A 13,237-nucleotide genomic window follows, 5' to 3' on the forward strand; every position below is an offset into this window, starting at 1 on the left:
ACGCCGCGCTCGTGGCGCCGGCGCGCGGGCCACCGTCCCCGCCTACGCCACCCGCCTCAGCGCCAGCACCGCGTTGTGCCCCCCGAACCCGAACGAGTTGCTCAGCACCAGGTCACCGGTGTCCGGCAGCATCCGCGGTTCCCCCCGCACCACGTCCAGGTCGATCGCGCCGTCGACCTCCCCGCAGCCCACCGTCGGCGGCATCACCCCGTGGTGCAGCGTGAGCACCGCGGCGACCGCCTCCACTCCGCCCGCGGCCCCCTGGAGGTGCCCCAGGTGCCCCTTCAGGGCCGTGACCGGCACCTCCCGCCGTCCGAGCACGCTCCGCAGCGCCCGGGCCTCCGCGAGATCGCCGTCGACCGTCGCGGTGGCGTGCGCGTTGACGTGGACCACGTCCGCCACCCGGCCCCCCGCGTCCCGCACGGCCCGCCGCAGCGCGAGCGCGATGCCGTCGCCGGACGGATCCGGCGCCGCGACGTGGTGGGCGTCGGCGGACAGTCCCCATCCGGCGGCCTCGCAGTAGACACGGGCCCCGCGGGCGCGTGCGTGCTCCTCGGACTCCAGGACGAGCACCCCCGCCCCCTCCCCGTTGACGAACCCGTCACGGTCCTCGGCGAACGGGCGTGACGGCGAGCCCCCGGACGGGTCCCCCTCGGCCAGCGCCCGCATCGCGGCGAAGGACGCCATGATCGCCGGCGTCACGACCGCCTCGGCACCGCCCGCGAGGGCGACGTCGACCCGCCCGTACCGGATGCGGTCGACGGCCTGCCCGATCGCCTCGGTCCCGGAGGCGCACGCACTGGTCACGGTGCGCGCCTCACCGGTGATGTGCAGGTCGAGGGAGACCTGCGAGGCCGCCTGCGAGGGCACCGTCATGGGCGTGGTCAGCGGTGAGACACCGCGCGGCCCCTTCTCCCGCAGCCTGCGGTCCCCGCCGACCAGCACCGACGCGTCCCCGAGGATGGCGCCGAGGCTCACCCCGACCCGTTCCGGGTCGAGCCCGCTCTCGCGCGTGCCACCCTGCGCGTACCCCGCGTCGGCCCACGCCTCCCGCGCCGCCAGCACGGCGAACTGCGCGGCCCGGTTCATCCGCCGCGCCGCCTGCCGGGGCAGCAGCCCGGCCGGGTCCACCGGCACGGTCCCGGCGATCCGCACCGGCAGCCCGTCGAACTCCTCGCCCGTCAACTCCCGTATGCCGTGCCGCCCGTCGAGCAGTCCCTGCCACAACTCGCCCGCGCCGACGCCCAGCGGGGTGACGGCACCGAGCCCGGTGACGACGACCCGCCGCGCCCCTGCCGCCTCAGCCGCCCGCACGGGGCGCGGCTCGTGCCGTACGAGGTGTCCCTCCCGGTCGGCCCCGGCGGCCCACCGGCGCACCTCGGCGTCGGACACCGGCCCGGCCGGGCCCTCGCCGTCGGCGTGCCAGCCGCCCCAGCGGCGGACGTACGTCACCTCCTCGGCCCGCGGGTCGACGGCGCGCAGGGTGCGTACCCGGTCCCCGTCCCGGAACTCCACGCCGTCGAGGGACGGCGAGCTCACCCGCGGGACCGCGGCCGCGTCCATCCGCCGCCCGGCGACGGTCACCCGCTGGTCGCGGCGCAGCACCTCCTCGTGGTCCACCCCGCCGAGCGGTGGCCGCAGCGTGACCCGGATCACCTCCGGGCCCTCGGGCAGTGTGTGCGTCACCACGTGCCACCGGTGCCGCACCGCCTCCTCGTGGGACAGGGCGAACAGATCACCGGGAACCACCTCGGCGGCGGTGACCGCGTACGGGCGTATGGGTACTTCAGGCGTTTCGGGGGAGTGGGTCATGGCCGCGCATGCTCTCTTCGATCCGAACTGTCGTACTGAGGGCGGTTACGAGTGTTCTGTACGACGTGCGAACGGGCCATGGCCGCATCCGGAGCATGTCCGATTTGCCATGTTCTACCAGGTGGGTGACGGGAGACACATCCGGCAATCCGTGCGCGGATCCGACGAGTTGCCCGGCCGTGGGTCGCGTGTGTAAAACGTCACGAACCGCCCGCCAGCCGCCATATCTCCCCCGCCAGTTCCCCCGCGTATCCCGTCGGGGACGGATCGTTCGGCAACTGCGCGGGCACGGTGGTGTTCTTCTTCGCGCCCGGCCGGTCGGCGAACAGCGCCACGGCCAGGGTGAGCCGGGAGTCGTACCCGACGGACCAGACGGTGCGCCGGGTGATCCCACCCCCTGCCCCGGCGGTGAGGAACGTGCCGTTCCCCTCCTCCCCGCCGGCCCGGGCGGGGAGGAGGGGAACGGCCTGCCCGCCGAAGTCCTGCCGCGCCCGGGCCGTCACCGCGAACGTGCCCTTCCCGTCCAGTACCCGCCGGGTCTCCGGGCGCGCGGTGTGCACGGTCCGCCCCTCACGGGTGATCCGGGTCACCGTGTGGGGCTTCGCGTACACCCCGTCCGCCGCCACGGCCGCGTACGCCGAGGCCAGCCGCAGCGGCGTCGGAGCCGCGGACCGGTGCAGCCCGCGCAGCGGACCGCCGAGCCGTACGCCGCCGAACGGATCGAGCACCGAGCCCGCCTCCACCGCCCCGCTCACCGCGTCGTTGAACGGCTGCCGGGCGTAGTCCGCCCCGCCGTACAGCACCCGCACCGCCCCGTCACCCGGTTCGATCCCCACCACCGCCGTGTGCACCCGGACGCCACCGTCGCCGGAGCCCTCCGCCCGGTCCTTCACCGACTCGGCGGTGGCGTCCTGCAACGCCAGGTCGAAGGTGGTGTGCACGGTGTAACCGCCGCGCGCCAGTTGGTCCCCGGTGATCCCGAGCCGGTCGGCGGCCTCCTGCGCGGCCACGTCGATCAGATACTGCCGCTGCCCCTCCGTCCCACCCGGCGGATAGAACCGGAACGCCGGGAAACGCGCGGCCGCCCGCTGTTCGCCCGTGATGTCGCCGGCGGCCTCCATCGCGTCGAGCACCCACTCCCACCGGTCCCGGAGCCTCGCCGTCACCTTCGGGTCGGAGCCCGCCTTCTCGTAGTACGAGGGGATGTTGACGATCGCCGCCAGTGCCGCGCCCTGGGAGACGGTGAGGTCCTCCGGCGCCACGTCGAAGTAGTTCCGGGCGGCGGCCCGGACACCGGCGGCACCCCGGCCGAAGTACACGGTGTTGAGATAGCCCTCCAGGATCTCGTCCTTGTCGCGCGTACGGTCGAGCTTGACGGCGATCAACGCCTCACGCGCCTTGCGCGTCAGCGACCGCTCCGGGGTGAGCAGCGCGTTCTTCACGTACTGCTGCGTGATCGTGGAACCGCCCTGCGGGGCGCCGCCGGACACCGTGGCCCACACCGCGCGGGCGAGGGCGCGTGGCGACACCCCGGTGTCCGTACGGAACGACCGGTTCTCGGCGGCGATCACCGCGTCCTGGACGTGCCGGGGCACCTGGGACAGCGGCACCTCCTGCCGGTCGACCGGACCGCGCCGGCCCAGGTAGGAGCCGCCGGCGTCGACGAAGACCGTGCTCTGCACGACGGTCTCGGGATGCGGCTCGGGGATGACGGTCAGCCTGTACGCGACCACGGCCCCGCCGCAGACGAGGACGACGAGCGTGAGGCAGGTGACGAGCAGCCGCCGCAGCAGGCGTCCGCGATTGCGGCGGAGGCGGGTGCGGAAGGGCACGCGGGGGCGGTCCGGGGCCCTGCGCGGGAGCCGGCCGGCGATCGAGGGCAGCCTCATGAGCGCCACGCCCCGACGAGCACCGGCTGCTCCACCGAGGGCCCGAGGTCCGACCGCACCAGGGCGTCACCGGACGCGTCGTACACGGTGACGGTCCGGCCACCGCCGGCCGCGGTGTCCTCCGGCGGCGTCTTCGCGTACCACACCCCCCACCCCGGACTGCCCGCCAGCGTCAGGACGTTCGCGGTGACCGTCCTGCCGCCGGTGCGGATCTCGACGCGGGCGGGATCGGCGTCCAGGCCGTAGTAGACGCCGGACCGGAAGTACGTCCCGTCGTCCAGCTTCTCGCCCTGGACGGAGACGCCCGCCACGGCGCGGTCGAGGTTTCCGTCGCTCACCGGGCGGAACCGGTTGCGTGCCCGCGGGGACGACCAGTGCTGCCCGTCCGGGGTCAGCCAGACGTCCACACCGGGAGCGGCGGCCACCCGCTCACCGGGAGCGACGACCCGCACCGGCCCGGGTTCGAAGCGGTCGGGCACCTCCGGGGCCCCGCCGGCGCCGCCGTCCCCGAGGGGGCCGGCGGCGAGGACGGCCGGCGGGGCGAGCAGCAGGGCGCACCCGGCGGCGACCACCCCCGCCCGCCGTCGGCGCCGCAGCGCGCCGTCCCGCCGGATGCCGTCGAGCGGAACGGCCGGCGGCACGAAACCGGCGAGCACCGCGGCGAACTCCGTCCGCCGGTCCTCGGCCGGGACACGCTTCCCCTCGCGCCGCAGCACCGCGCGCACGGCCCCCACCGAACACCCCAGCACCTGCGCGATCTCGGCCTCGCCCAGCCCCTCCCAGTAGCGCAGCACCAGCACCACCCGGCGCCGGCCGCCCGTACGGCGTGCCCGTCCGCGCAGATGCGCCCGGACCAGGGACCGTCGTACATGGAAGTCGACGTCGTTCCGCGGAATCCGCCGCCACCGCGCGCACACCCGCACCAGCGTGCGCCGCGCCAACTCCCCGGCGTCCCGCGCGTCCTCGGTGAGCAGCCGCGCGGTGACGACCAGCCGCGGCCAACGGTCGTGCGCGTACCCGGCGAAGTCGCCGTCCCCGGGCCGCACTCGGGGCGGGCGCGCCGGGCGGAGAGGGGAGTACGCCACGTCCGTGACGGCGGGTCGATGGATCCCGGCACCCGTGTTCAACGTCTTCCTCCAGGGTTGTGCTTCGATGTGCGCGACCTGCGAAACCTGTACGCATGGCGGGGACGGCCGGGTTGCACGGGAAATCCGAGACACCGGTGGAGGGCATGACCGAGGAAGAGTTCGACGCTTTCTACGCGGCCGCGTTCCCCCGTCTGACCGGGCAGTTGTACGCCTTCACCGGGGACCTCGGCGAGGCCCAGGACGTGGTGCAGGAGGCGTTCGTACGGGCCTGGGACCGGCGTCGGAAGCTGCTCGCCGACGAGGCGCCCGAGGCGTGGATACGCACCGTCGCCATGCGCCTCGCGGTGAGCCGCTGGCGCCGCGCGAGACGCTGGCTGGAACTGGTGCGGCGCACCCCGCCGCAGGAGACGACCCCCGGTCCGGGCCCCGACCGCACCGCCCTGGTCACCGCGCTGCGCCAACTGCCGGAGCAGCAGCGCATGGCGATCGTCCTGCACCACCTGTGCGACCTCAGCGTCGAGCAGGTAGCCTCCGAGACCGGTGCACCCGTGGGCACGGTCAAGGCCAGGCTGTCCCGCGGACGGGCGGCACTGGCCAGACACCTGGCGGTGGAGGAGGCCGAGGAGCCGGCCTGGAGGGAGGGCGGCCGTGTCGGATGAACTCACCGGCGCCTTGCGCGAGCTGGCCGCACAGCACGAGGTCCCGCCGCGCGTCGGCGCCGCGGAGATCCGCGACCGTGCCCGGCGCCGCTCCCGCCGCCGCAGGGCGAGCGCCGTGCTGGGCACGGCGGCCGCGGCGGTCTGCGCGCTGACGGCCGTCGCGTTCACCCTGCACACCGGGGACCCCGGCCGGAACGGCCGGACCCCGGCCGCGGCGCCGGAGGCGCCCACCCCGGCCCCGAGCGCGGCGACCCCGGCTCCCGCCCTCGTCGGCGTCCTGGACCTGGGCCGTCACACCCTCACGGTCGGCGAGCGCGTCATGCGCGTCGACTCGCACGCCTTTCCCCGGTTCCCGTCCGGCAGCCGCATGACGGTGGTCGCCAAGGAAGAGACCAGGACGCTGCGGCTCGAGAGCGGCGTCGAGTCCGGCACCGAGATCAAGGTCCCGTACCTGGTGGAGCTGCGCACCCCCGGCCGGCAACCGGTCTACGCGGGCGCCCTCGCCTTCGACACCAAGGCGCTCGCCGTACTCTCCGCCGGGACGGGCTGGCTGGGCATGAGCCACACGGACGCGGAGTGGTTCTACAGCCGTGCACGGGAGGGCGACCGCATCGAGATCACGTCGACGGTCACCCCGAGCACGGCGGAGACGCCCACCGTGCCGACGCGGACGGAGACGGCGACCGGTGCCCCGGTGGCCGCGGACCGCGCCGGGACGCCCGATGCGGTGGGAGGCACGGACGGCTGACCTCCGGCCTCCGGCCGCCACCACGTCCGGGGCGCCGTACGGGAAGACGCCCTGGACGGGCTTCCGTGCCGGACGGGACGTTCCCGGCGTCAGACCTTGATGACGGTGGCGCGTGTTCCGCAGAACGCGGTGATGTCCTCCGGGTCCGAGGTGAGCACGGTGACGGGCCCGGGAGCGGCCAGGGCGGTCGCGCTGAGCATCGCGTCGATGGCGTGCTTGTGGCCGTGCAGTCCGGCGTCGGCGAGCAGGGCGGCGGCGTGGCGGGCGACCGACTCGGTGACGGGTTCGACGACGAGGCGGGAAAGGGTCCATTCCAGGGCGGGGCGGTTGACGCGGGGGTGAACGACCTCCACGAGCGTGGCCGTGGAGGTGATCACCCGCAGGTCGTCGGCACGGGCGAGGGCGAGCCAGGTGGTGACCGCGCGGTCGCGGAGGACGGCCTTGGCGAGTCCTTCGCTGTCCAGCACCAGTGTGCCGCCCGGGACGGCGGGGGAGCGGTTCACGCGGCGTTCGCTCCGCCCGGCGCCTGCTGCTGCCGGGCCTGGTGGAGCTGATCGCGCAGGGCCAGGATCTCGTCCTCGGCGATGGGCCCGTGCTCGGCTTCGGCGACGGCGATGAGTTCGTTGAGATTGTCGCGTTCGATCTGGCGGGCGACCGCGGCGGCGACATAGGCGGACAGCCCCGACGGGCCGCTGCGGGCCTTGGCCGCTTCGGCGATGTCACGCGGCATGGTGATCGAATACTTACCGGTAGGCTCGCTCATGCCACTTATCCTACCTCTGATCCTCCCAGCTGGGTCGGGATGTCAGGCGGGCTGGTCCTTCGCCCACCACAGGAAGGCCGCCGAGTGCTGCTGATTGGCGAATCCCTCGCCGACCAGGGAACGCAGCAGTTCGTTGCTCCAGAGGATGAGCCGCCCGAGGGTCCAGTTCACCGACTCCGGGGCCGGCAGCTCCAGTCCGTAGACCCGCCGGGCGATCTCGCGCTTGCCGCCCGCCTCCGTCGTGTACTTGAGGATCGTCAAGTACCGCTCGGGCTCCACCACGCACAACACCCGAGTGAGCAGGGCCTCTTTGAACCCGGTCATGGCGAACGGCTTGGTCCCGGTCAGCAGATGGTGCAGCCGGTCCCCGAGGTGTATGTCGTCGGGTCCGTACAGCAGGTACTCGATCGTCCTGCGGGTCGCCTCCCCGGCGGCGGCGTCACCCATGGCGTTCCAGGCGGAGTTGAAGGTCGCCTGGTTGCCGGGGCGGGCGCCGACCTCGGAGTTGGCGAAGTCCTTCAGACGCCTCGGATCACACGTCCGCAGCCCGTCGGGGGAGAAGATCTCCCGGTACTCCGCCCAGTAGGCCGCGACCCGGGGGTCGAAGTCCGGGCGGGCGGGGAGGTACTGCTCCTTGAGCCGGGCCACGTGCCGCAGTCTCCCCGGTTCGACGTCCTCGGCCTTCGGGAAGCGCGCCGCGAGTTCGTCGAAGGAGTAGGGCGCCCGTTCCTTCTTCGGGGCGGCGGGCGCCGCGTGCTCCCACTCGTAGCCACACCGGTGCCTGACAACCCGGCGTCCGTCCTCCAGGCTCCGGACCACCTCGATGTCCTCGTCGTCGCTGCACAGTGGACACATGACCAGGGCCATGCTCACTCCCGTTCCACCGCGGAGCCCGGGCCCCGCCGTAAGCCGACGCACTCCCCGCCGAAGGGCCACCCTTCCACATCCGGTCCGCGACGGCCGCACCGTCGGCCCGTCCCTTGACCGCCCCCGCGTGAGCCCCCCCGGACGAACGACCGCTGCGGCGCCGGCGACAGGGTGTGCCGAGCAGGGCCGAAGCGGCCCGCGGGACGCCCCCGCGCGGCACCATGGGCCGTATGGCCGAGAACCGGATCGTGAACACCCACCAGTCCGAGGCGTGGAACGGCTACGAGGGCCGGCACTGGGCCGACCACCAGTCGCGCTACGACGACCTCAACGACCCCACCAATGCCCCGCTCCTGGCCGCCGCCCGCATCCGGGAGACGGACAGCGTCCTGGACATCGGCTGCGGCAACGGACGCCTGACCCGGCTGGCCGCCCGCACCGCCGGCCGTGCCGTCGGGATCGACCTGTCCGCACCCATGCTGGAGCGCGCCCGCGCGAGCGCCGCCGCGGAACACCTCGCCAACGTCACCCACATCCAGGCCGACGCCCAGGTGCACCCGTTCGAGGACGCCGCCTTCGACGTCGCGCTGAGCCGCTTCGGGATCATGTTCTTCGCCGATCCGGTCGCCGCCTTCGCCAACATCGGACGCGCCCTGCGGCCGGGCGGACGCCTGGCCTTCGTCTGCCCGCAGTCCCTCGGCAGGATGGACCAGTCGGTGATCTTCGCGGCCGTCGCCGAGCACGTGCCCCTGCCCGACCTGTCCCAGAAGGCGGAGACGGGCCCCGCCGCCTTCGCGGACCCGGAACGCACCACACGCGTCCTGGGCGACGCCGGCTTCGACGCGGTCACCGTCACCCCGCTCGAAGTGCCGCAACCGTGGGGCACGGACGCGGCGGACGCCGCCGGCTTCCTCTTCGGCTGGGGCCCGATGCGCCACTGGCTGCGCGACGCCGCCCCCGAGGACGTCGACCGCGCCCGGCGGGCCGCCGCCGACGCCTTCCGCGCGTACGAGACGGCGGACGGCGTACGCCTCACGGCCCGCCACTGGCTGGTGACGGCGACCTGGCCGGAGCCCGCGTGACCCACGAAGCCGCGGAACCGCCACGCGCGCGGCCGTCAGGCAGTCAGGCCGACAGGCCCTGGCGGCGGACGTGGGCGGCCGGCCGGCGGCCGAGAACCCCTGAACCGCCCGGGTTGTCAGTCCCCTCTGCCACTATCCCGGCATGCTGTACGACGCCGAGATCCTCCGCCGGATCGAGCGGGGCGCCCGATGACCCTCGCCGCGCGGCTGATGCGCGCGCTGACCGACCCGGACTGCGCACCCGACCACGGGCGCCCCGATATGACGCAGGTCTCCGACGAGGAGCTCGGAAGCCTGCTCGTGGCGGTCCACGACGTGAACGCCCCGGCCACGCACGCGATGCGGACGGCCCGCCTCGCGGTCGAGGAGGCGGTCGGGGAACGACAGCCGCGCTATACGCCCGACGCGTGCCGCCGGATGTTCGAGGTGCTCGTCGCCGAGTGCGAGGAGCGCGGCGGGACGGACCTCACCCTGGGGCTCGGCGCACTGGAGCACTGCACGGGGCCGCGGCCCGACGTGTCCGGACCGGCCCGCGCCCTGGTCGGGCTCTGGCTGGAGAAGGACACCGTGCGCCAGCCGTACGCGCTGCTCGCGATCGCGGGTCTCGCCGGCGACGGGACACTGCGCGCGGCCGTGAAGCGCCTCTCCGAAGACGTGGGCCCCATCGTCGCGGACGAGATCGCCGTCCTCGCCCGCCTCTCCCCGGCCGAACGGGCACTGCTGTCCGGGATCGACCGGGACAGCAGGTTCGACTCGCCGCTCGCGCACGCGTGGCACAGGGCGGCCGGCATCCCCGCGTACGCGGCGTTCGCCCGCCGCGCGCTGGAAGCGGCCGCCGACCGCACCGACGCGATCCGGGCGGGCGAGATCCCCTACCGGGCGGACAAGGCGTTCGGGGACCGCGAGGTCACCACGCTCGGACAAGCCCTGCGGGTGGCGCTGCTGCGCGACGAACCCTGGCTGCCGGAGCTGTTCGAGCGGCTGCTGCCGGGTGTCGCCCTCGCCCCGACGGCGGCGAGGACCCTTCCGTCGCAGGCCCTGCTCTACGAGGTGGTCCGCGCCGCACAGACCTTCCCGACGCCCGAGCTGGCCACCGCGATCCGCACCGTGCGCCGGACCGTCCGGCACACCGGTGTGCCCAAGCAGCTCGACAAGATGCTCAAGAAGGTCGACGCGGCCCTGGCCGAGCGCACCGACGTGGCCCTGCGGCTGCCGAGACTGGACTTCGACGACGAAGGGGTGCTGCGTCGCACGGCGGGCGACCACCGGGCCGTCGTCACGGTCACCGAGTCCGCGACGCTGACCTGGGAGAAGGACGGCCGCCCCCTGCGCGGCGTCCCGGCGGCGGTCCGCCGCGACCACGCCGCCCTGGTGAAGGAACTGCGCGACCTGGTGAAACGAGTGGACGCCCAGCTCGCCACCCTCGTACGGGCACTGGAGGGCGGCCTCGCTCTCGGCACCACCCACCCGTACGGCTGGTGGCGCGCCGAGCTGGCCGGCCACCCCCTCGCCCGAACCCTCGTACGCCGCCTGATCTGGGAGATCGAGGTCGCCCCCGGCGAGTGGCGAGCCGTACTGCCCGAGACGGACGAGAACCTTCCGCACGCGCCCGACGACACCCCCGTACGACTCTGGCACCCGCTCCGCTCGGACCCGGAAACCGTGCGCGCCTGGCGGGACCTGCTCACCGAGCGCCGCATACGACAACCCTTCAAGCAGGCGTTCCGCGAGATCTACCGCCTCACCCCGGCCGAGGAACAGACCCGCGTCCACTCCCACCGCTTCGCCGCGCACCTCGTCCACTACCGCAGGATGTTCGCCCTGTTCCGGGCCCGGGGATGGAAGAGCGGCCGGCTCGGCCCCTGGGACGGCGGAGACGGCGACGCGGCCGAACGCATTCTGGCGGCGGGGGAGTGGCGGGCCCGTTTCCACCACACCTGGGCCGACTGGGCGGGCGACGAAGAACTGGCCTCGACCGATCGGGTGTGCTTCGACCACCGGGTGGACGGCACCTGGCGCGAGGCACCGCTCCGCGACGTGCCCCCGCTGGTGTTCAGCGAGGCGATGCGCGACGTGGACCTCTTCGTCGGAGTGACCTCGATCGCCGCAGACCCCGACTGGACCGACGGCGGTCCCGGGCGCGCCTACTGGGAGCGGACCGGGTTCGGTGAGCTGAACGAGAGCGCCGTGGCACGCCGCGACGTGCTGGAACGGCTCCTGCCCCGACTGAGGATCGCCGACCGGTGCACGCTCGACGGCCGCTTCCTGCTGGTCCGCGGCGACCTGCGCACGTACAGGATCCACCTGTTCTCGGCCAACGTCCTGATGGAACCCGACGACAGCTACCTGTGCGTCGTCCCGGCACGGCGCCAGGGCGCCCCCGAGCTGTACCTGCCCTTCGAGGACGACCGGCTCTCCCTGATACTCAGCAAGGCGTTCCTGCTGGCCGCCGACGCCGACATCACCGACGAGTCCATCCTCAGGCAGATCGAGCGAGGTGCCCGATGACGGCTACCGTGACCTTCGGGACGAGACCGCCACGGGCAGGCCCCGCATCGAGCCGAGCTGAAGACGGCCGACGCGTGCTCCGGGCTCATCCGCTTTCCCGTGGGTGAGCCCGGTCACCTCCGGCGCCGCCTGGCCGGGCGCAGAGGACGTTCCTCTGCTGCAGCCGGGCCTCCCACATGACCTGAGGCATGTCGGACCACCGTCACGGACGGTGGCCGGCTGTCTCGGACCGCGACGCACCCGCATCGGGGACCGATTCCGGACGGAGCGACTCGGCGTCCCCGAAGTCCGGGGCGTGGAAGGGATGTGTCGTCGGAGGCGGCGCTGCTACGGAAGCAGGGCGAGGCGCCCCTTCCGGGGCGGAGAACTGCGAGGTCAGATCGATGAGGGGCTCCCCTTCATACAAGTCCGTTTCATTGCAGGCCCATGCGGGACCCGGCACGCTGTGACCGGGCGCAGAGGTCCTACAGCTTGGTCATCTTGGAGTACGGGCTCAGAATCCGCAGTTCCGCCGAGCCGAAATTCACGACTGCGGCGATCCCCTCCTCGATACCGGTGACCCGGCCGAGGCCGTACATGTCGTGTGTGACCTGGTCGCCCACGGCGAACTGCTTGGGGGGCAGCGTGGCCGGGGCCTTGAAAGGACTGGTGGGCAGATGGCGCTTCGGTGCAGCAGGCTTTGTCATTGCCCCCAGTATGCGCCTTCAGCGGAGGCCGGAGCAGGAGATGCGCCGGAACTCACGCGAACCCGCCTTCCTGGTTCGGTCCGGACCGCGCGGACCGAGGGCTTCGCCGCATCTCGGCCGTGTGCCGTCGGTTGTCGGCCGTACCTGCCGTACCTGCCGCATCGAGCACCGTCCCACCTGCCCGGACCCGCGTCCTCGTGCCGGTCGTGCTGCTGCGAACCGGTGAGAAGGCGACGACAGGGACGTGGCGTTCGGTGCGCTCGCGCGAAGCGGTGATTATCTGCCTTTTCGTCACTCAAGCGGACAAGGAGCCCTGCCGTGCCGTCAGAGCATGCGGACATCTCGTACACCATCCCGGGGATGAGCACCCAGGACAGCCAGAACATCATCGAGTTGCTGCAGATGCGGCTGCACTCCCTCAACGACCTCCACCTGACGCTCAAGCACGTCCACTGGAACGTCGTCGGGCCGCACTTCATCGCCGTGCACGAGATGATCGACCCGCAGGTCGACAAGGTGCGCGCCATGACCGACGACCTCGCCGAGCGGATCTCCACACTCGGCGGCGAGCCCAACGGAACTCCCGGGGCGCTGGTGGAGCGGCGTACCTGGGACGACTACTCGATCGGACGCGCCGAAGCCATCGAGCACCTCGGGGCGCTCGACCTGGTGTACACCTCGGTGATCGAGGACCACCGCGAGGCCATGCGGGCCACCGAGACCTCCGACCCGGTCACCCAGGACATGCTCATCGAGCAGCTGCGGGGACTGGAACTCTTCCAGTGGTTCGTCCGCGCGCACCTGGAGTCCAGCGGCGGCGGGCTCAGCACCCGTGGCGCCACCACGGAGACCGGTGCCGCCGGCCAGGCGGCCGACCAGGCACGCAACCAGCCGTGACGGCGACCGGCCGATCGCTCTCAGTCGGTACTCCCGGTGGGACGAGGCGGTGCTGCGGGAACCGGGGCCGGCCGGTCGGCCGGACCGGAAAGCCGGCAGCGGCCCGCCGGCCCCGCGCCCGCGGCGGCATCCGGACGACACCCCTAGATGAGTGAGTCCGATGTTCTCAGTGGTCGTAGGCGATCAGGGATCGTTTGATCTTGGCGCCGGTGGTCCAGTTGTGCCAGATGCCGGCTGC

The 13,237-nt window shown here is 73.3% G+C and carries 12 protein-coding genes; 5 read left to right on the plus strand and 7 right to left on the minus strand.

Going from position 1 to position 13,237, the window contains the following annotated elements; genetic code table 11:
• Positions 1-42: 42 nt before the first annotated feature.
• The 3 genes from KUM38_RS13795 to KUM38_RS13805 all read right to left on the minus strand — a co-directional run bounded on the left by KUM38_RS13795 (position 43) and on the right by KUM38_RS13805 (position 4,786).
• Positions 43-1,812 carry a beta-ketoacyl synthase gene (locus KUM38_RS13795; RefSeq protein WP_217129618.1) on the minus strand — a complete coding sequence of 590 codons (1,770 nt, stop codon included), beginning with the start codon at positions 1,810-1,812 and terminating at the stop codon, positions 43-45.
• A 200-nt stretch (positions 1,813-2,012) separates the two neighbouring features.
• Entirely contained in the window at positions 2,013-3,701 is a 1,689-nt protein-coding gene (locus KUM38_RS13800) for a transglycosylase domain-containing protein (protein WP_217129619.1), read from the minus strand.
• Positions 3,698-4,786 (minus strand): sigma factor-like helix-turn-helix DNA-binding protein, encoded by a 1,089-nt coding sequence (locus tag KUM38_RS13805; RefSeq protein ID WP_308408963.1) that lies wholly within the window; start codon positions 4,784-4,786, stop codon positions 3,698-3,700. Before KUM38_RS13805 ends, KUM38_RS13800 begins: the two co-directional genes overlap by 4 nt.
• Positions 4,787-4,932: 146 nt before the next feature.
• Here KUM38_RS13805 and KUM38_RS13810 point away from each other — a divergent pair, with 146 nt between their 5' ends.
• Together KUM38_RS13810 and KUM38_RS13815 are read left to right on the plus strand one after the other, a co-directional pair.
• On the plus strand, positions 4,933-5,448 hold the full coding sequence (locus tag KUM38_RS13810) for a SigE family RNA polymerase sigma factor (RefSeq protein WP_217129620.1): 516 nt from the start codon (positions 4,933-4,935) through the stop codon (positions 5,446-5,448).
• The gene (locus KUM38_RS13815) at positions 5,438-6,196 is read left to right on the plus strand and encodes a hypothetical protein (RefSeq protein ID WP_217129621.1); all 759 of its coding nucleotides are present in this window, start codon (positions 5,438-5,440) and stop codon (positions 6,194-6,196) included. Before KUM38_RS13810 ends, KUM38_RS13815 begins: the two co-directional genes overlap by 11 nt.
• Before the next feature lie 89 nt (positions 6,197-6,285).
• On the opposite strand, the gene KUM38_RS13820 is transcribed toward KUM38_RS13815, so the two are convergent.
• From KUM38_RS13820 to KUM38_RS13830, 3 genes are read right to left on the minus strand one after another with little or no spacing between them, the layout of a single operon-like run.
• Positions 6,286-6,699, minus strand: coding sequence for a DNA-binding protein (locus tag KUM38_RS13820; protein WP_217129622.1), 414 nt, complete (start codon positions 6,697-6,699; stop codon positions 6,286-6,288).
• Positions 6,696-6,959 carry a CopG family transcriptional regulator gene (locus KUM38_RS13825; protein WP_217129623.1) on the minus strand — a complete coding sequence of 88 codons (264 nt, stop codon included), beginning with the start codon at positions 6,957-6,959 and terminating at the stop codon, positions 6,696-6,698. Before KUM38_RS13825 ends, KUM38_RS13820 begins: the two co-directional genes overlap by 4 nt.
• 42 nt (positions 6,960-7,001) lie before the next feature.
• Positions 7,002-7,826, minus strand: a complete 825-nt coding sequence (locus KUM38_RS13830; protein ID WP_217129624.1) for a hypothetical protein — start codon at positions 7,824-7,826, stop codon at positions 7,002-7,004.
• 230 nt (positions 7,827-8,056) lie between these two features.
• Between KUM38_RS13830 and KUM38_RS13835 the strand changes: the two genes are divergently transcribed.
• Both KUM38_RS13835 and KUM38_RS13840 read left to right on the plus strand, forming a co-directional pair.
• The gene (locus KUM38_RS13835) at positions 8,057-8,908 is read left to right on the plus strand and encodes a class I SAM-dependent methyltransferase (protein WP_217129625.1); all 852 of its coding nucleotides are present in this window, start codon (positions 8,057-8,059) and stop codon (positions 8,906-8,908) included.
• A gap of 189 nt (positions 8,909-9,097) precedes the next feature.
• Positions 9,098-11,416: a DUF4132 domain-containing protein gene (locus tag KUM38_RS13840; protein WP_217129626.1), complete on the plus strand. Its 2,319-nt coding sequence runs from the start codon at positions 9,098-9,100 to the stop codon at positions 11,414-11,416.
• 464 nt (positions 11,417-11,880) lie between these two features.
• On the opposite strand, the gene KUM38_RS13845 is transcribed toward KUM38_RS13840, so the two are convergent.
• On the minus strand, positions 11,881-12,102 hold the full coding sequence (locus tag KUM38_RS13845; protein WP_217129627.1) for a CarD family transcriptional regulator: 222 nt from the start codon (positions 12,100-12,102) through the stop codon (positions 11,881-11,883).
• Positions 12,103-12,420: 318 nt separating this feature from the next.
• Here KUM38_RS13845 and KUM38_RS13850 point away from each other — a divergent pair, with 318 nt between their 5' ends.
• Positions 12,421-12,999, plus strand: coding sequence for a Dps family protein (locus KUM38_RS13850; RefSeq protein WP_217129628.1), 579 nt, complete (start codon positions 12,421-12,423; stop codon positions 12,997-12,999).
• Positions 13,000-13,237 lie beyond the last annotated feature (238 nt).

It is taken from the genome of Streptomyces sp. AC558_RSS880 (assembly GCF_019049255.1).
Taxonomy (GTDB): domain Bacteria; phylum Actinomycetota; class Actinomycetes; order Streptomycetales; family Streptomycetaceae; genus Streptomyces.

Coding starts and splice junctions, on each gene's coding strand:
- KUM38_RS13825 (WP_217129623.1), bottom strand. CDS start 6,959: ATGAGCGAGCCTACCGGTAAGTATTCGATCACCATGCCGCGTGACATC.
- KUM38_RS13800 (WP_217129619.1), bottom strand. CDS start 3,701: ATGAGGCTGCCCTCGATCGCCGGCCGGCTCCCGCGCAGGGCCCCGGAC.
- KUM38_RS13835 (WP_217129625.1), top strand. CDS start 8,057: ATGGCCGAGAACCGGATCGTGAACACCCACCAGTCCGAGGCGTGGAAC.
- KUM38_RS13840 (WP_217129626.1), top strand. CDS start 9,098: ATGACCCTCGCCGCGCGGCTGATGCGCGCGCTGACCGACCCGGACTGC.
- KUM38_RS13810 (WP_217129620.1), top strand. CDS start 4,933: ATGACCGAGGAAGAGTTCGACGCTTTCTACGCGGCCGCGTTCCCCCGT.
- KUM38_RS13845 (WP_217129627.1), bottom strand. CDS start 12,102: ATGACAAAGCCTGCTGCACCGAAGCGCCATCTGCCCACCAGTCCTTTC.
- KUM38_RS13795 (WP_217129618.1), bottom strand. CDS start 1,812: ATGACCCACTCCCCCGAAACGCCTGAAGTACCCATACGCCCGTACGCG.
- KUM38_RS13830 (WP_217129624.1), bottom strand. CDS start 7,826: ATGGCCCTGGTCATGTGTCCACTGTGCAGCGACGACGAGGACATCGAG.